At 63.5% G+C, this 20,804-nt stretch carries 21 protein-coding genes and 2 pseudogenes; 19 read left to right on the plus strand and 4 right to left on the minus strand.

The features are described 5' to 3' along the window. Window positions 1-5 precede the first annotated feature (5 nt). From sdhC to ACZ41T_RS00565, 9 genes are read left to right on the plus strand one after another with little or no spacing between them, the layout of a single operon-like run. A complete protein-coding gene (gene sdhC, locus ACZ41T_RS00525; RefSeq protein ID WP_464922589.1) occupies window positions 6-386 on the plus strand; it encodes a succinate dehydrogenase, cytochrome b556 subunit in 381 nt (126 codons plus the stop codon). After that, window positions 383-742 (plus strand): succinate dehydrogenase, hydrophobic membrane anchor protein, encoded by a 360-nt coding sequence (gene sdhD / locus ACZ41T_RS00530; protein WP_464922590.1) that lies wholly within the window; start codon window positions 383-385, stop codon window positions 740-742. Before sdhC ends, sdhD begins: the two co-directional genes overlap by 4 nt. Next, window positions 739-2,493, plus strand: coding sequence for a succinate dehydrogenase flavoprotein subunit (gene sdhA, locus ACZ41T_RS00535; RefSeq protein WP_464922591.1), 1,755 nt, complete (start codon window positions 739-741; stop codon window positions 2,491-2,493). The genes sdhD and sdhA overlap by 4 nt, the downstream gene beginning before the upstream one ends. Continuing rightward, complete coding sequence (locus ACZ41T_RS00540; protein WP_464922592.1) at window positions 2,493-3,188, plus strand: succinate dehydrogenase iron-sulfur subunit; 696 nt, start codon at window positions 2,493-2,495, stop codon at window positions 3,186-3,188. Before sdhA ends, ACZ41T_RS00540 begins: the two co-directional genes overlap by 1 nt. After that, on the plus strand, window positions 3,181-3,435 hold the full coding sequence (locus ACZ41T_RS00545; RefSeq protein ID WP_464922593.1) for an FAD assembly factor SdhE: 255 nt from the start codon (window positions 3,181-3,183) through the stop codon (window positions 3,433-3,435). Before ACZ41T_RS00540 ends, ACZ41T_RS00545 begins: the two co-directional genes overlap by 8 nt. Continuing rightward, entirely contained in the window at window positions 3,432-4,730 is a 1,299-nt protein-coding gene (gltA, locus tag ACZ41T_RS00550; protein WP_464922594.1) for a citrate synthase, read from the plus strand. The genes ACZ41T_RS00545 and gltA overlap by 4 nt, the downstream gene beginning before the upstream one ends. Before the next feature lie 15 nt (window positions 4,731-4,745). Beyond that, the gene (locus ACZ41T_RS00555) at window positions 4,746-7,442 is read left to right on the plus strand and encodes a 2-oxoglutarate dehydrogenase E1 component (protein ID WP_464922595.1); all 2,697 of its coding nucleotides are present in this window, start codon (window positions 4,746-4,748) and stop codon (window positions 7,440-7,442) included. After that, window positions 7,432-8,508: a dihydrolipoyllysine-residue succinyltransferase gene (gene sucB / locus ACZ41T_RS00560; protein WP_464922596.1), complete on the plus strand. Its 1,077-nt coding sequence runs from the start codon at window positions 7,432-7,434 to the stop codon at window positions 8,506-8,508. Before ACZ41T_RS00555 ends, sucB begins: the two co-directional genes overlap by 11 nt. Window positions 8,509-8,510: 2 nt before the next feature. Beyond that, on the plus strand, window positions 8,511-9,362 hold the full coding sequence (locus tag ACZ41T_RS00565) for an ABC transporter ATP-binding protein (RefSeq protein WP_464922597.1): 852 nt from the start codon (window positions 8,511-8,513) through the stop codon (window positions 9,360-9,362). A 148-nt stretch (window positions 9,363-9,510) separates the two neighbouring features. Here ACZ41T_RS00565 and ACZ41T_RS00570 read toward each other — a convergent pair whose 3' ends face one another. Continuing rightward, a complete protein-coding gene (locus ACZ41T_RS00570; protein ID WP_464922598.1) occupies window positions 9,511-9,855 on the minus strand; it encodes a hypothetical protein in 345 nt (114 codons plus the stop codon). 241 nt (window positions 9,856-10,096) lie between these two features. Further along, window positions 10,097-10,282: a hypothetical protein gene (locus tag ACZ41T_RS00575; protein WP_464922599.1), complete on the minus strand. Its 186-nt coding sequence runs from the start codon at window positions 10,280-10,282 to the stop codon at window positions 10,097-10,099. Here ACZ41T_RS00575 and ACZ41T_RS00580 point away from each other — a divergent pair. Further along, a pseudogene (locus ACZ41T_RS00580) lies at window positions 10,211-10,816 on the plus strand (transposase); the annotation flags it as partial. The gene ACZ41T_RS00575 and the pseudogene ACZ41T_RS00580 sit on opposite strands and share 72 nt — an antisense overlap. A 48-nt stretch (window positions 10,817-10,864) precedes the next feature. Here the strand turns inward: ACZ41T_RS00580 and ACZ41T_RS00585 are convergent. Continuing rightward, window positions 10,865-11,213 (minus strand): annotated as a pseudogene (locus ACZ41T_RS00585) (IS1595 family transposase); the annotation flags it as partial. 292 nt (window positions 11,214-11,505) lie between these two features. Between ACZ41T_RS00585 and clpS the strand changes: the two are divergent. The 5 genes from clpS (at window position 11,506) to ACZ41T_RS00610 (ending at window position 15,860) form a co-directional block, all read left to right on the plus strand. Next, window positions 11,506-11,814 (plus strand): ATP-dependent Clp protease adapter ClpS, encoded by a 309-nt coding sequence (gene clpS, locus ACZ41T_RS00590; RefSeq protein ID WP_464922600.1) that lies wholly within the window; start codon window positions 11,506-11,508, stop codon window positions 11,812-11,814. Next, entirely contained in the window at window positions 11,815-14,070 is a 2,256-nt protein-coding gene (gene clpA, locus ACZ41T_RS00595; protein ID WP_464922601.1) for an ATP-dependent Clp protease ATP-binding subunit ClpA, read from the plus strand. It abuts the gene before it with no gap. Between the two features lie 156 nt (window positions 14,071-14,226). Then, window positions 14,227-14,802, plus strand: a complete 576-nt coding sequence (locus ACZ41T_RS00600; protein WP_464922602.1) for a hypothetical protein — start codon at window positions 14,227-14,229, stop codon at window positions 14,800-14,802. A gap of 334 nt (window positions 14,803-15,136) precedes the next feature. After that, window positions 15,137-15,436 carry a hypothetical protein gene (locus ACZ41T_RS00605; RefSeq protein ID WP_464922603.1) on the plus strand — a complete coding sequence of 100 codons (300 nt, stop codon included), beginning with the start codon at window positions 15,137-15,139 and terminating at the stop codon, window positions 15,434-15,436. Further along, entirely contained in the window at window positions 15,414-15,860 is a 447-nt protein-coding gene (locus ACZ41T_RS00610) for a hypothetical protein (protein ID WP_464922604.1), read from the plus strand. The genes ACZ41T_RS00605 and ACZ41T_RS00610 overlap by 23 nt, the downstream gene beginning before the upstream one ends. A gap of 35 nt (window positions 15,861-15,895) precedes the next feature. Here the strand turns inward: ACZ41T_RS00610 and ACZ41T_RS00615 are convergent, their stop codons facing one another. Next, window positions 15,896-16,630: a BON domain-containing protein gene (locus ACZ41T_RS00615; RefSeq protein WP_464922605.1), complete on the minus strand. Its 735-nt coding sequence runs from the start codon at window positions 16,628-16,630 to the stop codon at window positions 15,896-15,898. A 233-nt stretch (window positions 16,631-16,863) separates the two neighbouring features. On the opposite strand from ACZ41T_RS00615, the gene ACZ41T_RS00620 reads away from it, so the two are divergent. The 4 genes from ACZ41T_RS00620 to ACZ41T_RS00635 all read left to right on the plus strand — a co-directional run bounded on the left by ACZ41T_RS00620 (window position 16,864) and on the right by ACZ41T_RS00635 (window position 20,804). Next, the gene (locus ACZ41T_RS00620; protein ID WP_464922606.1) at window positions 16,864-19,200 is read left to right on the plus strand and encodes a phosphoketolase family protein; all 2,337 of its coding nucleotides are present in this window, start codon (window positions 16,864-16,866) and stop codon (window positions 19,198-19,200) included. Between the two features lie 198 nt (window positions 19,201-19,398). Then, a complete protein-coding gene (locus tag ACZ41T_RS00625; protein ID WP_464922607.1) occupies window positions 19,399-20,001 on the plus strand; it encodes a Spy/CpxP family protein refolding chaperone in 603 nt (200 codons plus the stop codon). A gap of 21 nt (window positions 20,002-20,022) precedes the next feature. Further along, on the plus strand, window positions 20,023-20,262 hold the full coding sequence (locus tag ACZ41T_RS00630) for an SHOCT domain-containing protein (protein ID WP_464922608.1): 240 nt from the start codon (window positions 20,023-20,025) through the stop codon (window positions 20,260-20,262). 47 nt (window positions 20,263-20,309) lie between these two features. Further along, the gene (locus ACZ41T_RS00635; RefSeq protein WP_464922609.1) at window positions 20,310-20,804 is read left to right on the plus strand and encodes a hypothetical protein; all 495 of its coding nucleotides are present in this window, start codon (window positions 20,310-20,312) and stop codon (window positions 20,802-20,804) included.

The following is a 20,804-nucleotide window of genomic DNA, read 5'->3' on the forward strand; positions in this document are numbered from 1 at the left end:
GTGCCGTGAAGCCCATCGCGCGCCCCGTTTACCTCAACCTGTTGCGCATCCACCTGCCTTTGCCGGGCTGGGTGTCGATCCTGCACCGGGTGTCTGGTGCGCTGCTGTTCGCGGCCCTGCCGCTCGGGGTGTGGACCCTGTCGGTGTCGCTGGCGGATGAAGCCGGTTTTCAGCGCATTGCCGGATGGCTTGCCCATCCGCTGGCGCGGCCGGTTCTGCTCGGCCTGGTCTGGGCGTTTGTGCATCATCTCCTGGCCGGCTTGCGCCATCTGGCGCTGGACGTGCACTGGGGCGTGGATTTGCGTCATGCGCGGCAGACGGGGAGCGCGGTATTGCTGGTAACCGGCCTGGTCACGCTGCTTGCCGCCTGGAGACTGTACGCATGATGAAATCGGCTACCGGCTCGCGCACCGGAACCGGCACCTGGCTGCTGCAGCGTGCCGCGGCGGTGGTACTGGCTCTGGTTCTGCCGGGGCTGGCAATTTACTTCCTGGCGGCGCTGCCGGCCGATTTCACCGGCTGGCAGGCGCTGTTCGCGCCGCTGTGGCTGCGCGTGCTGATGCTGCTAACGGCATCGGCGCTGGCGCTGCATGCCTGGGTGGGGATGCGCGATATCTTCATGGATTATGCCCACCCAACGGTGTTGCGGCTGACGCTCCATCTGGCGGTGATCCTTACCCTGGCGGGCAGCGTGGCCTGGCTGGCCGCGATTTTGTTTGACACAGCGTGGAGCGCGGCATGAACACGCGCCGCTTCGATGCCCTCATCATCGGCGGTGGTGGCGCCGGCCTGCGCGCTGCGTTGCAGCTGGCGCGCTCGGACTACAAGGTCGCGGTAGTGTCCAAGGTGTTCCCCACACGGTCGCATACGGTGTCGGCGCAGGGCGGCATCACCGCCGCGCTCGCCAACGTCGACGACGACCGCTGGGAATGGCATATGTACGACACGGTCAAGGGCGGCGACTGGCTCGGCGACCAGGATGCGATCGAGTTCATGTGCCGCGAGGCCGCCAGCGCGGTGTACGAACTCGAACACATGGGTTTGCCGTTCTCGCGCCTCGACAACGGCAAGATCTACCAGCGGCCGTTCGGCGGCCAGTCGAAGCATTTCGGCGGCGAGCAGGCCACCCGCACCTGCGCCGCCGCCGACCGCACCGGCCATGCGCTGCTGCACACGCTGTACCAGCAGAACATCGCCCACCGTACGCAGTTTTTCGACGAATACTTCGCGCTCGACCTGCTGCGCGATGCCGAAGGCTATTGCCTTGGCGTCACTGCAATGAGCATCGAGACCGGCGAGCCCCTGCTGATCGAGGCGCGCGCGACGCTCCTGGCCACCGGCGGGGCAGGGCGGGTGTTCGGCAACAGCAGTAACGCCATGATCAATACAGGAGACGGCCTCGGCATGGTGCTGCGTGCCGGGCTGCCGCTGCAGGACATGGAGTTCTGGCAGTTCCATCCCACCGGCATCGCCGGCGTGGGTTCGCTGATTACCGAAGGCGTGCGCGGCGAGGGCGGCTATCTTCTGAACAAGAATGGCGAGCGCTTCATGGAGCGCTACGCGCCGCATGCCAAGGATCTGGCCGGACGCGACGTGGTGGCGCGCGCCATTGCCATCGAGATTGCCGAGGGCCGCGGCTGTGGTGCACGTGGGGATCACGTCGATCTCAAGCTCGACCACCTGGGCGAAACGCTCATCGCCGAAAAGCTGCCCGGCATCCGCGAACTGGCGGTCCGCTTTGCCGGTGTCGATCCGGCCAAGGCGCCGATTCCGGTTGCCCCCACCGCACACTACATGATGGGCGGCATCCCCACCAACCTGTATGGCCAGGTCGTCGCGCCGGCGCGTTTCGGTCCCGAGGAGCCGGTGCCGGGCCTGTATGCCGTCGGCGAATGCGCCTGCGTGTCGGTGCACGGCGCCAACCGGCTGGGCGGCAACTCGCTGCTCGACCTGATCGTGTTCGGCCGTGCCGCCGGCCTGCACATGCTGGAGTATTTGCGCGACAACCCTTACCCCCGGGCCTTGCCCGACAATGCGGCCGAGGCCAGCCTGGCGCGCTTGAATCGTTGGGACCGCCCCGGCAGCGAACGCGTGGCGGCGATTACCGACGACCTCAGGCGCACGATGCAGGTGCATGCCGGTGTATTCCGCACCGATGCGGTGTTGCGCGCGGGGCTGGATAAACTGGACGTTCTGGAAAATCGTCTGGCGCACGCCGGTTTGCAGGACACCAGCCGCGTCTTCAACACCGCGCGCATCGAGGCGCTGGAACTGGAAAACCTGATCGGCGTGGCGCGCGCGACGCTGGTGTCGGCGATTCACCGCACCGAGAGCCGCGGCGCGCATACGCGGGACGATTTCCCAGCGCGCGACGACGCGCTTTGGCTCAAGCACACGCTGTATTCGCGCGAGGGGGACCAGGTGGATGCCAAGCCGGTGCGCTTGAAGCCGCTGACGGTGGAGACCATCCGGCCGCAGGAGCGGGTGTATTGATGAAATTCCGCCTCTACCGCTACCTTCCCGAGTCCGGCGAAAAGCCCTTCATGCAGGATGTCGAGCTGGACATCGATCCCGCCGGCAAGATGCTGCTCGACGCGCTTTTGGCGATCAAGGCGCAGGACGAAACCCTGAGCCTGCGCCGCTCCTGCCGCGAGGGCGTGTGCGGGTCGGACGCGGTGAACGTCAACGGCAGGAACCGGCTGGCGTGCATCACGCCCCTGTCCGAACTGAAAGAACCCATCGAGGTGCGCCCGCTGCCGGGGTTGCCGGTGATCCGCGACCTGATCGTCGACATGGAGCCGTTCTTCAGGCAGTACCGTTCGATCAAGCCCTGGCTGATCAACGACGAGCCGGAACCCGAGGTCGAGCGCCTGCAAAGCCCGGCCGACCGCACACAGCTCGACGGCGCCTACGAGTGCATCCTGTGCGCCTGCTGCACCACCTCGTGTCCCTCGTTCTGGTGGAACCCGGACACCTTCGTCGGTCCGGCGGGCCTCCTGCAGGCCTGGCGCTTCATCGCCGACTCGCGCGACGAGGCGACTGCGGCGCGGCTCGACAATCTGGAGGACCCGTACCGGCTGTACCGCTGCCGCGGCATCATGAACTGCGTCGATGCCTGCCCCAAGGGCCTGAACCCGATGGAAGCGATCGGGCGCATCAAGTCGCTGCTGGTGAAACGTCGTGTCTGATCGAGTGGCCTGGCGCTGCCGGCGCGGGTTGCTGGAGCTGGATCTCTGGCTGGGTGGCTTTTGGGCGGCGCACCGCGCTACACTTCAGCCTTGCGAGACGGCGGCGCTGGAGCGCCTGCTGGGCCTGTCGGACATGGAGATCCTCGACCGGCTGCACGGCCGGTCGTCTGCGGGCGATGTCGGGCTGGAAATTCTGGTTCAACGTCTGCAATATTATCGAGCAGTAATATTTTTGGAATCACAATGACAAAAACCGTCACCCTCACCTTCAGCGACGGCAGCCCTTCGATCGAACTGCCGATCGAGCAGGGCACTTACGGCAAGCCGGTGATCGATATTCGTACACTCGACGCGCACGGCTATTTCACCCATGATCCCGGCTTTACCGCCACCTCCAGCTGCACCTCGGCCATCACCTATATCGACGGCGACGAAGGCCTGCTGTACTACCGCGGCTATCCGATCGAGGCGCTGGCCTACCAGTCGGATTTCATGGAAGTCAGCTACCTGCTGCTGCACGGCGAACTGCCGACGGCGGCGCAGAAAATGGCGTTCGTGCAGTCGATCCGCCACCACACCCTGCTGCACGACCAGATGGAGAACGTGTTCCGCGGCTTTCGCCGCAGCGCTCACCCGATGGCGGTGATGATCGGCGTGACCGGTGCGATGTCGGCCTTCTACCACAAGGGACTGGACAACTTCAATCCGCAGCATCGCGCCATCGTCGCCCATCGGCTGATCGCCAAGATTCCCACGGTGGCGGCTTGGGCCTACAAGTTCAACGAGGGCCAGCCCTTCGTCTATCCGCAGAACCGGCTCTCGTATGCCGAAAACTTCATGCACATGATGTTTTCCAGCCCCTGCGAGCCCTACGAGCCGAATCCGGTGCTGGCGCGCGCACTCGACCGCATTTTCATCCTGCACGCCGATCACGAGCAGAATGCCTCGACCTCGACCGTGCGCCTGGCCGGCTCCAGCGGCGCCAATCCGTATGCCTGCATCGCCAGCGGTATGGCCTCGCTGTGGGGGCCGCTGCATGGCGGCGCCAACGAGGCAGTGCTGAACATGCTGGAGGAGATAGGCGATGTCTCGAAGATCCCGGGATTCATCAAGCGCGCCAAGGACAGGTCCGATCCGTTCCGCCTGATGGGGTTCGGCCACCGCATCTACAAGAACATGGACCCGCGCGCCGCGATCATCCGCCAGACCTGTTACGAGGTGCTGGATGAGCTCGGCCTGCGCGACGATCCGCAGTTCAAGATCGCGCTCGAGCTCGAACGTATCGCGCTGGAGGACGAGTATTTCATCGAGAAGAAGCTCTATCCCAACGTCGACTTCTATTCCGGCATCATCTTCCGCGCCATGGGCATCCCCACCAGTATGTTCACCGCGATCTTCGCGCTCGCGCGCACCGCGGGCTGGGTCGCGCAGTGGCACGAAATGCTGTCCGACCCCGCACACAAGATCGGCCGTCCGCGCCAGCTCTACATCGGTCCGGCGCGGCGCGAGTTCGTGCCGCTGGACCAGCGCGGAATCGGCTAACGATTTCCGTCTCGCATGAGCGCACCTGACTGGCAGCTGACTTCCCCGCTGTATGCCGGCAATGCGGCGTACCTGGAGCAGTTCGGCGACGCCGCCCTGGCGCCCTGGCTGGCGCAGCCCCTGCCGGGCGCGACGCCGACATCGGATGCTGCGCAGGTCGCGGTGTTGCGGCTGATCAACGCCTACCGCTATCTGGGGGTGCGCCGCGCCGAACTCGACCCCCTGCGGCGCTTCGAGCCGCCGCCCACCCCCGAACTCGATCCCGAGCACTACGGGCTGACCGAGGCGGACCTGACGCGCGAATTCGAGACCGGTTCGCTGTTCGGGGTGGCGCGCACCACCCTGGCTGACATCCTGCAGCGGCTTGACGCAGCGTATTGCGGCCATATCGGCGTCGAATACATGCACATCACCGACGTCGCGCGCAAGCGCTGGCTGCAGGAGCGCATCGAATCGGCGCAAGGACGCTTCAAGGTGTCCGTCGACCTGAAAAAGAAGCTGCTGAAGCGACTGACCGACGCCGAGACGCTGGAGAAATACCTCCACACGCGCCATGTCGGGCAGAAACGTTTCTCGCTCGAGGGTGCCGAGAGCCTGATCCCGCTGCTCGACCAGGTGATCGCGCGCTGCGTCCGCCACGGTGCCAGGGAAATCGTGATCGGCATGGCGCATCGTGGACGCATCAACGTGCTGGCCAACATCATGGGACGCACGATCGAGAGCCTGTTCGAGGAGCCAAAAAACAGCTGTCCCGATTCGCCGCTGTCGGGCGACGTCAAGTACCACCAGGGCTTTTCCACCGACTTCGCGACGGATTTCGGCCCGGTGCACGTGGCGCTGGCGTTCAATCCCTCGCATCTCGAGATCGTGCATCCGGTGGTGCGCGGCTCGGTGCGCGCGCGCCAGGATCGGCGCGGCGACGTGCTCGGCTACGAAGTGGTGCCGGTGATCCTGCACGGCGATGCCGCGCTGTCGGGGCAGGGCGTGGTGATGGAAAGCCTCAACATGTCGCAAACGCGCGGCTTCCGCAACCACGGCGCGATTCACATCGTCATCAACAACCAGATCGGTTTCACCACCTCCGACCCGCGCGACGTGCGCTCGACGCTGTATTGCACCGACGTGGCGAAAATGGTCGAGTCGCCGGTGCTGCACGTCAATGGCGACGACCCCGAGGCGGTGGCCTTTGCGGTGCAGACGGCGGTCGACTACCGCTACACTTTCCACAAGAACTGCTTCATCGACCTGGTGTGCTATCGCCGCCATGGCCACAACGAGCAGGACGAGCCGCTCGTCACCCAGCCGTTGATGTACCGCCGCATCCAGGCGCACCCCAGCACACGTACGCTGTATGCGCAGCGGCTGGTCGACGAAGGCGCGCTATCGCAGGCGCAGGCCGATGGTCTGGTCGACGAATGCCGCGAGCGGCTGGAGCATGGCGAATCGCTGAGCCCGCCGGCCTCATCCGATTTCAAGGAAACCTTCAGCATGGACTGGGGCCGCTTCAAGGGCGCCCAGGCCCCGGAAGTGCCGACCGCGGTGCCGGCCAGTCGCCTCGATTTCCTCGGCGAGCGCATCACCACGCTGCAGCACGAAATCGAACTCCATTCGCGGGTGCAGAAGGTGCTGGACGACCGCCGCAGGATGCGTGCGGGCGAACGGCCGATGGACTGGGGCTACGCCGAGAACCTGGCCTACGCCAGCCTGCTCGACGCCGGCCACAACGTGCGGGTGTCGGGCCAGGACTCGGCGCGCGGCACCTTCTTCCACCGCCATGCGGTGTGGCACGACCAGAAGCGCGAACGCCGCCAGAGCGGCGTCTATATTCCGCTCGAACACATCCACGAACGCCAGGGCAACTTCACCATCATCGATTCGCTGCTGTCGGAAGAGGCAGTGCTGGCGTTCGAGTACGGCTACGCCACCGCCGACCCCGACACCCTGGTGGTGTGGGAGGCGCAGTTCGGCGATTTCGCCAACGGCGCGCAGGTGGTGATCGACCAGTTCATCGCCAGCGGCGAAACCAAATGGGGGCGACTGTGCGGACTCACGCTGATGCTGCCGCACGGATTCGAGGGACAGGGGCCGGAGCATTCCTCGGCCCGACTCGAGCGCTTCCTGCAGCTGTGCGCGCAGGACAACATCCAGGTCTGCGTACCGACCCTGCCGGCGCAGATGTTTCACCTGCTGCGCCGGCAGATCGTGCGCCGGTTGAGAAAACCGCTGGTGATCCTGAGCCCGAAGAGCCTGCTACGCCATCCTGCTTCCACCTCGTCGCTGGCGGATCTTGCAAGCGGCGCATTCATGCCGGTGATCGACGATCCGCGTACCCCGCGCCAGGCGAAACGCGTGGTGGCATGCAGCGGCCGGGTGTGGTTCGACCTCGAAGCGGCACGTGCGGCCCGCAGCCTGGACGATGTTGCGTTGATCCGGGTCGAGCAGCTCTACCCCTTTCCCGAAGAGGCATTCCGCGCGGTGCTGGCTGCCTATCCGCAGGTCGCCACCCTTGTCTGGGCGCAGGAGGAACCGATGAACCAGGGCGCCTGGCATCAGACCCTGCACCACCTCAACCATTGCGCGCCCGGCGGCAAACGCTTCCATTACGCCGGACGCCCCGTTGCCGCCGCGCCGGCTTCGGGCTACCTGTCGCGCCACCGCGCGGAACTGGAAGCGCTGCTGAACGATGCGCTGGAGACCCTCTGTGAAAATTGAAGTGCGCATACCGGCGCTGTCCGATTCGGTGGCCAGCGGCACCCTGTTGCCGTGGCGCAAGCAGGTCGGCGAGACGGTCGCGCGCGACGAAACCCTGATCGACCTGGAAACCGACAAGGTGATCCTGGAAATTCCCGCGCCCGCTTCGGGAACCCTGATTGAAGTTCGTCAGCCCGAGGGCGCCGTGGTCAAAGCCGACGAAGTGGTGGCGGTGATCGAGACCGGGGAGGGGGCCGCTGCGGCCGCGTCTGCCGAAAAGCCGGCGCCGACAGCGCCCGTCATGCCGGCTGCCGTGAGCGCGCCGGCACAGGAGAAAAAGCCCAGCGTACCGCTGCCCGCCACGCCTGTCGCGCCGGTCGTCGCGCAGGGCGAAACGCGACGCGAGCCGATGTCGCGGCTGCGCAGCCGCGTCGCCGAACGCCTGGTCGCGGCGCAGCACACTGCCGCCATGCTCACCACCTTCAACGAGGTGAACATGCAGCCGCTGAACGAACTGCGCCAGCGCTTCAAGGCCGAGTTCGAGGTCAGGCACGGCGTCAAGCTGGGCTACATGTCGTTTTTCGTGCGCGCGGTGTGCGCCGCGATGCAGCAGTTTCCCGTCGTCAACGCCGCCATCGACGGCAACGATATCGTGTGGCACGGCGACATCGACATCGGTATCGCCATCTCCAGCCCGCGTGGGCTGGTGGTGCCGATCCTGCGCCATGCGCAGGCGCTGTCGCCGGTCGAAATCGAGGCAGCCATCGCCGACTTCGCCCGCCGCGCGCGCGATGCCAAGCTCACGCTGGAGGACCTGTCCGGCGGCACCTTCTCCATCACCAACGGCGGTGTGTTCGGCTCGCTCCTGTCCACACCCATCCTCAACCCGCCGCAGTCGGCCATCCTCGGCATGCACACCATTCAGGAGCGCCCGGTCGCCGAACATGGCCAGGTAGTGATCCGTCCGATGATGTACGTGGCGCTGACCTACGATCACCGGTTGATCGACGGCCGCGACGCGGTGCAGTTTCTGGTTGCGCTAAAGACGATTCTGGAAGCACCCGAAATCCTGTTGGAGGAAACCTGAGCATGCCGGCATCGCAACAACAATCCCTGGAACAGCCCGCTGAAAATCTGGTCGAGATCAGCGATCTGCATTTCGCGTTCGAGCAGAACCAGGTGCTCAGGGGCATCAATCTCGCTATCCCGCGCGGCAAGGTGGTCGGCATCCTCGGCGTCAGCGGCTGCGGCAAGACCACGCTGCTGCGGCATATCGGCGGCCAGTTGAGGCCGTCGCGCGGCCAGGTAAAATTTGACGGCCAGGTAGTCCACAAGCTGAACAGCACCGAGCTTTACGCGATGCGGCGCAAGATGGGAATGATGTTCCAGATCAGCGGGCTGTTCACCGACCTGTCGGTGTTCGACAACATCGCCTATCCGATGCGCGAGCACACCGACCTGCCGGAAGACGTCATCCACGACCTGGTGCTGATGAAGCTCCACGCCGTCGGCCTGCGTGGCGCCCACGCCCTGCGCACCAGCGAGCTGTCGGGCGGCATGGAGCGCCGCGTGGCGCTCGCACGGGCGATCGCACTCGACCCCATGCTGATCATGTACGACGAGCCCTTCGCCGGTCTCGATCCGATCTCGCTCAACACCATTGCCAACCTGATCCGCCGCCTCAACGATGCGCTGGGACTGACATCGATCGTGGTGACCTACGACGTGTCGGAATCGCTGAAGGTCGCCGACTATGTCTACTTCATCCACGACGGCGTGGTGGTGGCCGAAGGCAATGCCGCCGAAATGGCTGATTCGAGCGACCCCTTCGTCCACCAGTTCGTTCACGCCAAGCCGGACGGACCGGTTGCCTTCCAGTATCCGAGCCGACCCTATGCGGAAGAGCTGGAAATCCCGCCGGCAGGCTCCCAGCCCATCTGACGGCGTGCAGGGGGCCATTTTTCATGGCGCTAGATTCAGGCGTGAACCACGACAATCGGGGGCGGCGGGCGAACTGCGTTTGCACAACGACCAGGGCGCGGTTTTCTGCCTGCTTCTGCCTTGATCCGGCGCACGGGCATCGGCCTGCCTACTCCTCCAGCAGCGTCACCGTGGTTGCGGCCGTCTTCATGTCGATGTCGAACCGCACTACGCAGTATTCGTTCAGTTCGTCGATTGGCGTGGGGTCGTCCGCGCAGCTGCAGCCGGCGATGATCCCCGTATAGAAAATCCCCGCCTTCACCCGGAGCAGACCGGCGTCTTCGGTGGCGCTAAGAAGCATCGCCTGGAAAGGCCGCTCCGTGACGTGGCTGCTGTGGGTCAGTCCCTGCTGCAGGGGGAGTTCGGTGGCATCCATCTGCGCAATTTCCTGGCGGATGACGTCCTTGAATTCGGGCGTTCCCCAGGCGTTCAGTGATGTGGGCAATCGGATCATGGCTGTCGTCTCTCGTGTGGGCGGTCACGCTATCGGCCTGCCTGCCGCCCGGTCAAGCAGGTTTGGTGGGCGCTGCGACGGCCTCGCTCCAGTAGTTGAGGGTCAGCGGCCGCGGCCCGGGCAGGTATCGCGTCTGCAGTGCGTCGCAGCGGAATCCGGCCACCTCCAGCAGCGCCGGAATGTCGTGGTCGAGATGGTAGCCGCCAGCGATCTTCTGCCAGCGCGGCGTCAGCCTGGCCTGTCAGCGCCGCACGCTTTCGTCGGGCGCGCGACCGTGTTTGCAGAATAGCAGCCTGCCACCCGTATCCGCCAGACCGGTACGACCGCGCACCCGCTGGACATTGATGCCCCCCGGATCGTTGCCGAGAAAGAAGCCGCGCACTTCGCCTGCAAAGGCGAGGTGGGCTACATACCCATGGTCGGCCATTTGGCTGAAGCAGGGGTTGTCATCCACGATGACTTTCGCGAAGGCAAGGTTGCCCCCGCCACGCAGAACCGCGAATTCATCCGTGCGTGCGAAGCACGGCGGCCCAGGGGACGCCGTATTGCGCATGTACGCATTGATTCGGCGGGCTGCCAGGCAGACCTCTTCAACCACTGCGAAGACCACGGACAAAGCTTCGCCATCGGCGCGCGCCTGGATGCCCCAACCCGTGCGGCCATTGCTGCGATCCCCGAATCCGCCTGGAAGCCCTGCGCGGACAGCATGGTGGCTGAGACCGCGCACAGCATGAATGGCCCCCGCAAAGCGTTCCGCCTGATCGTCGTCAAGCGGGCGCAGCAGGCTGAACTGCTTGAGGCCGGGGTCGAAGACGACGCGCCCCGTTACCACGTCATCGCCAGCAACCGGCGCGAGTCAACCGAAGCGACGTTGATCTGGTATCGCCAGCGCGGCGACGTGTCGGAGAACGGCATCAAGGAACGCAAACTCGGCTTTGGCATGCAGTGCATGCCGTGCGGCCAGTTTGCGGCGAATGCGTACAACCTGTTTGTACTGTTCCGGCAGTACGCGCTGATCGCTGCGCCGACCACCCACCAGCGCATCATCGATCTCGACGAGGTCATGCAGCCGATAGATGCTGCCCGGTGGCCCATCGCAATGTGGATCTTGCGCAGCATCCGGCTGGCGGTGAGCCAGGACACGGCAATCTGTTTGGAAAGACGCGCGGCAGAGATTCCCCCCTTGTCCGAGGCAATCAGGTAGATTGCGCAGAACCCCTTGGTAAGGGGGGCACGTCGGTGGAATGAAACAGCGTACCTGCCGTGAGCGGGGCCTGGCAATGGCACTGCGAGCATTTGCAGGAATGGCGTGTGCTGATGGCACAGCCATGATCACGCCCGCAATGCGGGCAAGGAAAAACTGAAAATGGTTCAGCGGTATAAATTTTTTATTGATTACTTGGCCCCGGGGGAATCAGGCCTCACAGAACTGTTCGACTTTCCGGCGATATTGCCACCGGTGGCATTTTGGCGGCGTTGTCTCCCCTGTTTTCGCTCTATCTTCAGGCATCTGTTTGCGGAGTGGGTCGGGTAATAGCGACTCAATTCGCTCGAAGTTCCCCTCATGATACGCTGGCCCTACTTCCAGCGGGCTTGAAAAATCTTCACATCACATCAAAATAAAGCCAGTAATTGAGGCTTAATCCTGCTATGGCAACCAAGCGAGAAAGCAGTACCCTACTGGAACCGACTGCGACAAGAGTGAAGCCGCCCCCTCTGTACAAGGTGCTGCTGCTGAACGACGACTACACCCCGATGGAATTCGTGGTGCATGTCCTGAAGAAGTTTTTTGGTATCGGCCAGGAACAGGCAACACAAATAATGCTCAAAGTCCATACTGAAGGCGTAGGAGTGTGCGGGGTTTTTACGAAGGATATTGCGCATACCAAGGTTGAGCAGGTTGTGGATTTTGCGCGGCAGCATCAGCATCCGCTGCAATGTACGATGGAGGAAAGTTAGATGATTGCCCAGGAACTCGAAGTCACACTGCATATGGCCTTCATGGATGCCCGGCAGAAACGCCACGAATTCATTTCGGTGGAGCACCTGCTGATGGCGATGCTGGACAATCCGTCCGGGGTGGAGGTGTTGCGCGCCTGTGGCGCCAATATCGAGGCCATGCGCGAACAGCTTGGCGCCTTTATCGAGGAACACACCCCCAAGGTGGTGGGCGAGGGCGAGGTCGATACCCAGCCCACGCTCGGTTTCCAGCGCGTGATCCAGCGCGCCATTCTGCATGTGCAGTCGTCCGGCAAGAAGGAAGTGACCGGCGCCAACGTGCTGGTGGCGGTGTTCGGCGAGAAGGATTCGCACGCGGTGTATTTCCTGACCCAGCAGGGGGTGACGCGGCTCGATATCGTCAACTTCATCTCCCACGGTATCACCAAGACCCCGCAGGGCGAACCGTTGCCGCGCTCGGATGAGCCTTCCGAAACCAGTTCCGAAGCGCCTGCCGCTTCGCCGCTAGACAGCTTTGCGCAGAACCTGAACACGCAGGCGCTGGCCGGCAGGATCGACCCGTTGATCGGACGCGACCAGGAGCTCGTGCGCGTGATCCAGACCCTGTGCCGCCGACGCAAGAACAATCCCCTGCTGGTGGGCGAGGCCGGCGTGGGCAAGACCGCCATTGCCGAAGGCCTGGCGCGCCGTATCGTTGAAGGCTCGGTGCCCGACATCCTGGCGCAAAGCACGGTGTATGCGCTGGACATGGGCGCCCTGCTTGCCGGCACCAAATACCGCGGCGATTTCGAGCAGCGCCTGAAGGGCGTGTTGAAGCAGTTGACCGAAAATCCCAAAGCAATCCTGTTCATCGACGAAATCCACACCTTGGTCGGCGCCGGGGCGGCATCCGGCGGCACGCTCGACGCATCCAACCTGCTGAAGCCGGCGCTGTCGTCGGGCAACCTGCGCTGCATTGGTGCGACCACGTACACCGAATATCGCGGCATTTTCGAGAAAGATCACGCTTTATCGCGGCGTTTCCAGAAAATCGATGTGCCCGAGCCCTCGGTCGACGAAACCGTGGCAATCCTGCGCGGCCTGAAATCGCGTTTCGAAGATCACCATGGCGTCAAATACACGGCGGCCGCGCTGACCACGGCGGCGCAGCTATCGGCACGCTATATCAACGACCGCCATCTGCCGGACAAGGCGATCGACGTGATCGACGAGGCGGGCGCGGCGCAGCGCATCCTGCCGAAATCCAGGCAGAAGCGGACGATTACCCCGCGCGAGATCGAGGACATCATCGCCAGGATTGCGCGCATCCCGCCGAAGACCGTGTCGTCCGACGACAAGAGCTCGCTGAAGACGCTGGACCGCGACCTGAAGGCGGTGGTGTTCGGCCAGGATGCGGCCATCGATGCGCTGGCCACCGCGATCAAGATGTCGCGCAGCGGCCTTGGCAATCCCCAGAAACCGATCGGTAACTTCCTGTTCTCCGGCCCCACCGGGGTCGGCAAGACCGAGGTTGCCCGCCAGCTGGCCTATGTGCTGGGGGTCGAGCTGATCCGCTTCGACATGTCGGAATACATGGAGCGCCATGCGGTGTCGCGGCTGATCGGCGCGCCGCCCGGCTATGTCGGATTCGATCAGGGCGGACTGTTAACGGAATCTGTCAACAAGCATCCGTATGCCATTGTTTTGCTTGATGAGATTGAGAAGGCCCATCCGGATATTTTCAATGTTCTGTTACAGGTGATGGACCACGGCACGCTGACCGATGCGAACGGGCGCAAGGCCGACTTCCGCAACGTGGTGCTCATCATGACGACCAATGCGGGTGCGGAAATGCTCAACAAGGCGAACATCGGCTTTTCCAACGCGCGCGAAAGCGGCGATGAAATGGGCGAAATCAAACGCATGTTCACCCCGGAATTCCGTAACCGACTGGACGCGATCATTCCCTTTGCGTCGCTTTCCGAGCCGGTCATCCTGCAGGTGGTGGACAAATTCCTGATGCAGCTGGAAGACCAGTTGCACGAGAAGAAGGTCGAGGCGGTATTTACCGACGCACTGAAGGCCCACCTCGCCAAGCATGGTTTCGACCCGCTGATGGGTGCGCGGCCGATGGCGCGTCTGATCCAGGACACCATCCGCAAGGCACTGGCCGACGAGCTGCTGTTCGGCAAGCTGGCGCATGGCGGGCGGGTGACCATCGATATCGACGCCAGCGACAAGGTTTGCCTGGGATTCGAGGAGGCGGTTCCAGCGTAAAGCCGTAAAGATTTTGTATGCGTGGCCGTAAAACGAGTACGGCGACAGGTACGTATTCAGCCGTTACTGAGGATGTTTCCGGCTTCATGCCCATGTAAGCCAGGAAACACGCGGAATACAGCGCCTGTTGCACATTCGTCAAGATGGAAGGAACACATGAACCCCAACCACGCATCGCGTATCACCATTGTGGCGCTGATCAGCCTGTTGCCAGTCTGCGCGCTTTCGGCCGAAACGGGGCACGATCAGGCCGCCTCTGAAAACCCTGCTGCTTCTGGCGAGGATCTGGCGGCGATAGCCGAGCGCATCCGCCAGACGGGGGAGCAGATGCGCGAGGATATCAAGAATGCGCGCGCGCGCCTGGAAGCCAACAAGGCCATTCAGGAAGCGGAGCGCAAGCGGGAAGCGGAGCGGGCGCGTCAGCAGGCCATGAAGGACGCGGCTGAGGAGGCCGCGAACAAGGAACTCAAGCTGCGTCAGGCCAGAGCCGCCGCCCAGGCACAGGCCAGCCGGGAGGCCGCACAGCGGGCTGAACATGAACGCCAGGCGGCCCTGGCAGCGCAGCGCGTCCGGGATGAACAGGCGGGCCGGGAGAGAGCGGCCAAGGCGCTGATGGAAGCCCGAAAATCATCCGATATAAAAGCTTTTGCCGGCGAGAGTAAAAAGGAAAGGGCGGCCCGCGCGTTGCTGGAAGCTCGTCAATCGGCTGGTCCGAAAGCGATGGCTGACTGAGGTCTTTGCGTTGCTTGCGCCATCAGGACGCGAACAAAATAAAAGCGGCGCCGGAAGACGCCGCGAAAAAACCCGGTGTGGCAGGAGGAGGAGCGCCTGGGGATTGCCCCCAATACCGGGAAATATGCACACACTGTATAGGCCAAAATAACGACTTGTGTCAGTACTGCACTCAGCCTTGAGTGATGAAAGGGCTTTGTGGAATTGTATTCGGCAGTTTTATCCTGTTCCTGAGGAGCGGCCGGGAAGGCCTGTTCCGGATGGCGTGGCGCATAAATAACGGTGAAAGAGACTAAAATGAATGCGAACCATTCGAGATCGAGTGGCTCAGAATATGAGCGGTAAGACCATTGCTACCTGCGACGGCCTGTCGTCATATCCGGCACTTAAGGAGATCATGATGAATACACGACTTAATGAAGTTATTGTACATATCGATGAAATTCTTGACGAAGACACTTTACGCCGTCTCGAAGACGGGGTTCGCCAGGATGCGGGGGTGGTTTCCGTGGGTCACAACCCGGAAAAGCCCCACATCCTCATGGTGGTCTACGATTCGGATTCCACTCATGCGTCCAGCCTGCTCCACAGCTTCAAGGAACGCGGCCTGCATGCACAAGTCGTCGGCCTGTGATGATTTGCCGCTGCTGATGATGCGTAAATCGATCGTGATACTGCTGGCGGGCCTGTTTGCCAGTCACGCACTGGCCTTGAACGATGCCGTGTCGGTCAAGCTCGAAGCGCAGAACAACTCGGGTCAAAACGGCATCGCAAGCCTGACCCCGGAAGGGGATACCACCCGTGTTGCGATCGAGATCCCCACCATGCCTGCCGGCGCTTCCCAACCCGCATACGTCTACCTTGGGCGCTGCGGCAAGCTGAGCAAGGCGCCGAAGTGGCGCCTGGAAGATATCAGGGACGGACGCTCCGTCACCGTGGTTCCCGTACCGCTGGATGTTATCCTGAAAGACAAGTCGGCGATCAACGTCCACAAGAGCGCGGCCGAAATGCAGATTCACGTCTCCTGCGGAAACATCGTCGGGGCGATCCAGCACTAATCGCAGCGCGGAGCGGGCGGCTTCCAGGACCGCGTTTACCCGCCCACGGCCAACTGGTTGATCACGTTGTCCACGGCGAACAGGCACCAGGCGTTCTGTTCGGCCCGCTCTTTCTCGGCCTGGGTGGCGACCAGTCCATCCAGGGTGACCACGTAATTGCGGGTGTGGACGCGGATCTGCCCGGGATCGGGAATCAGCGGGTCCATCTCCAGCACCAGCGAGAGGGCATCGCTGACCTCGTCGTCGTTGTCCTGTTCCGGCGGCCGCACTTCCAATGCGTTCACCACGTCGCGGCAGCCCGGCGTCCACCACGCCAGCACCCCCGCCATACGCTTGTGGGAAAGGCTGATGACCCAGCCGTCCAGCGTCCCAACGCCGTCCTTTACCGAAACCAGGATGTCGCCGCTGGCATCCTCCCCGCCGGCTTCCTGCAGGATGAGCGTCTCGCCCTTCCTGATCACGCGCAGCGTACAGTTCTTCAGTTCGCGCACATCCAGCAACAATGTCGTGAGGGCGTCCAGAATCGCGCCGTCGCCCCTGGGCTCCGGCGGCGCCACGTGCAGCCGGTCGACTACCCCGCGCACCGATGGCGTCGCCCCCGCGAGTTCGAGGGCGAGCTTTTTTGCGGCGACGCTCTCGACATCGCCTTCCAGGACCACGACGCCGTCCTCGGTCAGGTCGATCTGAACGGGCCAGCGATGCAGGTTGATGCGCGGCTCGCGCTCGAACGCCGCCCGCAGTGTTTTGAGAATGGGATTTCCATTTTGCATGTCAAGGCACCTCTCCGTTCAACATAGCATATGGGTCGCATGCCCTGCCGGCCCTTCAGGCTTCCCGCCTCGCAGCCGTATGCCGGGCAAAATGGCCGCGTGCAGCCGGGCCGTCATATTTCTTTCCTAGACTGTCAGGTCTAGTGTCACGAACCAGAAATAAAAATGAGGACGACGACATAAACGACAAAACCCGAGCCGCTGTACCGCTCGAAGACAGGGAACTGGCGCACATGCATGCCTGGTGGCAGGCCTGCAACTACCTGGCGGCAGGCGTGATTTATCTGCAGGACAATCCGCTGCTGCGCCAGCCCCTCAAGCCCGAGCACATCAAGCGGCGTCTCCTCGGCCACTGGGGGGCCAGTCCGGCGCTGTCCTTCGCCTACGTCCATCTCAACCGGATGATCGTCAAGCACGACCTCGACGCCATCTTTATCGCCGGCCCCGGCCATGGCGCGCCGGGCGTGCTGGCCCCGTGCTATCTGGAAGGCACCTATTCGGAGGTCTATCCGAACAAGAGTGAAGACGAGGAAGGTATGCAGCGCTTCTTCAAGACCTTCTCTTTCCCCGGCGGCGTCGGTTCCCACTGCACGCCCGAGACTCCGGGCTCCATCCACGAGGGCGGCGAGCTGGGCTATTCGATCTCGCACGCTTTCGGCGCCGCCTTCGACAACCCGGACCTGCTGGTCGCGGTGATGGTGGGCGACGGCGAGGCGGAGACCGGGCCGCTCGCCGCCGCCTGGCACTCGAACAAGTTCCTGAACCCGATCAGGGACGGCGCGGTATTGCCCATCCTCAACCTCAATGGCTACAAGATCGACAACCCGACGGTGCTCGCCCGCATCCCCCACGATGAGCTGAAGAGCCTGTTCGAGGGCTACGGCTGGTCGCCCCGCTTCGTCGAGGGCGACGACCCGATGAACATGCACCAGGCCATGGCCGTCACGCTGGAGAACTGCGTGCTGGAGATTCGCGAAATCCAGCGCCAGGCACGTGAATCGGGCGAGCCATTCCGGCCGCACTGGCCGATGATCGTGCTGCGCACGCCCAAGGGCTGGACCGGACCGAAGGAGGTCGACGGCCACAAGGTGGAAGGCTCCTGGCGCGCCCACCAGGTTCCGCTGGCAGGGGTGCGAGAGAACCCGGAGCATCTGCGGCAACTGGAGGAATGGCTGCGCAGCTACCAGCCGGAGGCGCTGTTCGACGAGCGCGGCCGCCTGATCCCCGAACTCAGGGCCTTGGCCCCGACCGGCACCCGACGCATGAGCGCCAACCCCCACGCCAACGGCGGCCTGTTGTGCCGCGCGCTGCGCCTGCCGGACTTTCGCGACTATGCCACCGCGGTGGCGGGGCCGGGCGAAACGCGGGTGGGCAACACTCGTCCATTGGGCGAATTCCTGCGCGACATCCTGCGCCGCAATCCGGACAACTTCCGCATCTTCGGCCCCGACGAAACCCGCTCGAACCGCCTGAACGCGGTATTCGAGGCGAGCAAGAAGACCTGGCTGGCCGCAATGCTGCCCGAGGATGCCGACGGTGGTGAACTCGCGCCCGACGGGCGGGTCATGGAACTGCTCTCCGAGCACACCCTGGAAGGCTGGCTGGAAGGCTACCTGCTCACCGGACGACACGGCCTCTTCGCCACCTATGAAGCCTTCGTTCACATCATCGATTCCATGTTCAACCAGCATGCCAAGTGGCTGGACATCGCCGAGGACATTGCCTGGCGTGCGCCGGTGGCCAGCCTCAATCTGCTCATCAGTTCAACCGTCTGGCGTCAGGACCACAACGGCTTCACCCACCAGGACCCGGGCTTCCTCGACGTGGTGGTGAACAAGAGCCCCAGCATCACCCGCATCTACCTGCCGCCCGACGCCAACTGTCTGCTTTCGGTAACCGACCACTGTCTGAGATCCACCGACGACGTCAACGTCATCGTGGCGGACAAGCAGGCGCACCTGCAATACCTGGACATGGATGCCGCCATCCGCCACTGCACCAAGGGCATCGGCATCTGGGACTGGGCCAGCAACGACGCCGGCGCGGAACCCGACGTGGTGATGGCCGCCTGCGGCGACGTCCCGACCCAGGAAGCCCTGGCGGCGGTATGCCTGCTGCGCGCGCATTTCCCGGCGCTGAAAATCCGCTTCATCAACGTGGTGGACCTTTATCGCGTGACGCCGGCGAGCGAGCATCCGCACGGCTTGAACGACCGCGACTTCGACAGCCTCTTCACCCAGGACAAGCCCATCATCTTCAACTTCCACGGCTATCCCTGGCTCATCCACCGCCTCGCCTACCGACGCACCAATCATCGCAATCTGCACGTGCGCGGCTACAAGGAGAAGGACAGCATCAACACGCCGCTGGAACTGGCCATCCAGAACGAGATCGACCGCTTCTCACTGGCCATCGATGTCATCAATCGGGTGCACGGGTTGCTGGTGACCGGGGCACACGCCAAGGGAACGCTCCGGGACATGCAGATCGAATGCATCAATTACGCCCATGAATTCGGTGTGGACCAGCCCGACGCTGCCGCGTGGACCTGGCCGCAGTGCAAGCCTTGATGCGGTGCGCCGGTTGATCGGGGAGTCGTCCGCGGCCCGATCAAAAACTGCAGCAACAGCCCGCCAGATTGAACTTGGAAAATACCGTCTATAAATGAATTTGCATCGCCTGCCCGATACGGTGGTCTGGCGAACGTCTTCCGCAACGCTGCCGCATGTACGGGCAGCGTCGCTTACCCAACAGCAAAGGAGATTCAGATGAATAAGCCAATCAACACCTTGGCCGTTCTGTCCATGCTTGCCGGCGTACTGGCAGGGATGCCAGGGGCGGCTACAGCCGAAGAGAACACCATGCCACGTGCGGGAATGATGCAGGACGCGAAAGAGGGCGTCATGGGCTGCCCCGGCTACGGAACGATGGGCGGCACGGGCTATGGAATGGGGATGGGAGCGATGGGCGGCATGGGCCCCGGGATGGGCATGATGGGCGGATTCGGCCCTGGGATGGGCGGTGGCATGGGCGGATTCGGCCCGGGCATGATGGGCATGGGGCCGATGGCCATGCTCGATCTGAGCGATGCGCAGACCGCCCAGGTGCAGAAGATCCAGGCCGAGTTTATGAAGGCGCAGCGTCCGCTCATGCGCCGGATATGGGACGAAAAGAAACAGCTTTGGAATCTGACGAAGACGGAGAAACCCGACCCGGCGGCGGTCGGCAAGGCCTACGGCAGGCTCGCGGACCTGCAGCGCCAGGCGCTAGAAGCCCACATCGACGCGGAAAACAAGATGGCTGCCGTGCTGACCAAGGAGCAGCAGTCGCAAATGCGCCGCGGCTTCGGCCGCAGCATGTGGGGTAACTGACCCGCGTAAGGAGCGAGCGACATGATGGGCGGCTACGGCATGACAGGCGGCTTCGGATTCGGCTGGATATTCATGATCCTGTGGGGGATGCTCATCATCGTTGGCATTGCCGTGCTGGTGAAATGGATGAGCGCACCCTCCGCCGCGGACGGGCGCAGCGGCGGCGCGGGCAAGGCGCTGAACATCCTCAGGGAACGCTATGCGCGGGGCGAGATCGACGAACAGGAATTCCAGAAGAAGAAGCACGATCTGATCCAGTAGCCGTGTATTCCGGCATCTGTTAGCCGCCGGGAAAGAAAGGAACAGCCATGAATCGGAAGCGTGGGTTCTGGATCGCCCTGTGGCTGACACTTGTCGTCGTGACAGGATGGCTGGCATGGGCTCACGGCCCGATGGGCACGGGCTGGCATGGCTGGAGCCACATGGGCGCCTGGAAAATGGATCGCGGCGACGACCCGCATGCGTGGTATGGCATGGGGCGCGGGATGATGGGATTCGGGGTGTGGGGGCATGGCGGGGATTACGCCATGATGCGCCGGCTGCTAACCGACCTCACGCCGGAGCAGATCGAAAAAATCGACCCGCTGCAGGCTGAGCTGACCCGGCGCAATCTCGACTTGATGCAGCAGCGCCGGGCGGCGCAGGCTCGCCTGAACCAGCTTTACGCCAGTGAAGAACGGGACTGGGACGCGATTCGCGCTGCCCCGCGGACCGTGTTCGATCTGCAGCGCCGGCAAATGGCCCATGCCTGGCGCAACCACGGGCGGCTGTGGCGCCATAACCGGCAACGCGCCCTGTCATGA

The organism is Thiobacillus thiophilus (assembly GCF_055378705.1).

Coding starts and splice junctions, on each gene's coding strand:
- sdhD (WP_464922590.1), top strand. CDS start 383: ATGATGAAATCGGCTACCGGCTCGCGCACCGGAACCGGCACCTGGCTG.
- sdhA (WP_464922591.1), top strand. CDS start 739: ATGAACACGCGCCGCTTCGATGCCCTCATCATCGGCGGTGGTGGCGCC.
- ACZ41T_RS00540 (WP_464922592.1), top strand. CDS start 2,493: ATGAAATTCCGCCTCTACCGCTACCTTCCCGAGTCCGGCGAAAAGCCC.
- gltA (WP_464922594.1), top strand. CDS start 3,432: ATGACAAAAACCGTCACCCTCACCTTCAGCGACGGCAGCCCTTCGATC.
- ACZ41T_RS00555 (WP_464922595.1), top strand. CDS start 4,746: ATGAGCGCACCTGACTGGCAGCTGACTTCCCCGCTGTATGCCGGCAAT.
- ACZ41T_RS00565 (WP_464922597.1), top strand. CDS start 8,511: ATGCCGGCATCGCAACAACAATCCCTGGAACAGCCCGCTGAAAATCTG.
- ACZ41T_RS00570 (WP_464922598.1), bottom strand. CDS start 9,855: ATGATCCGATTGCCCACATCACTGAACGCCTGGGGAACGCCCGAATTC.
- ACZ41T_RS00575 (WP_464922599.1), bottom strand. CDS start 10,282: ATGGCCGACCATGGGTATGTAGCCCACCTCGCCTTTGCAGGCGAAGTG.
- clpS (WP_464922600.1), top strand. CDS start 11,506: ATGGCAACCAAGCGAGAAAGCAGTACCCTACTGGAACCGACTGCGACA.
- clpA (WP_464922601.1), top strand. CDS start 11,815: ATGATTGCCCAGGAACTCGAAGTCACACTGCATATGGCCTTCATGGAT.
- ACZ41T_RS00600 (WP_464922602.1), top strand. CDS start 14,227: ATGAACCCCAACCACGCATCGCGTATCACCATTGTGGCGCTGATCAGC.
- ACZ41T_RS00605 (WP_464922603.1), top strand. CDS start 15,137: ATGAGCGGTAAGACCATTGCTACCTGCGACGGCCTGTCGTCATATCCG.
- ACZ41T_RS00610 (WP_464922604.1), top strand. CDS start 15,414: ATGCACAAGTCGTCGGCCTGTGATGATTTGCCGCTGCTGATGATGCGT.
- ACZ41T_RS00615 (WP_464922605.1), bottom strand. CDS start 16,630: ATGCAAAATGGAAATCCCATTCTCAAAACACTGCGGGCGGCGTTCGAG.
- ACZ41T_RS00620 (WP_464922606.1), top strand. CDS start 16,864: ATGCATGCCTGGTGGCAGGCCTGCAACTACCTGGCGGCAGGCGTGATT.
- ACZ41T_RS00625 (WP_464922607.1), top strand. CDS start 19,399: ATGAATAAGCCAATCAACACCTTGGCCGTTCTGTCCATGCTTGCCGGC.
- ACZ41T_RS00630 (WP_464922608.1), top strand. CDS start 20,023: ATGATGGGCGGCTACGGCATGACAGGCGGCTTCGGATTCGGCTGGATA.
- ACZ41T_RS00635 (WP_464922609.1), top strand. CDS start 20,310: ATGAATCGGAAGCGTGGGTTCTGGATCGCCCTGTGGCTGACACTTGTC.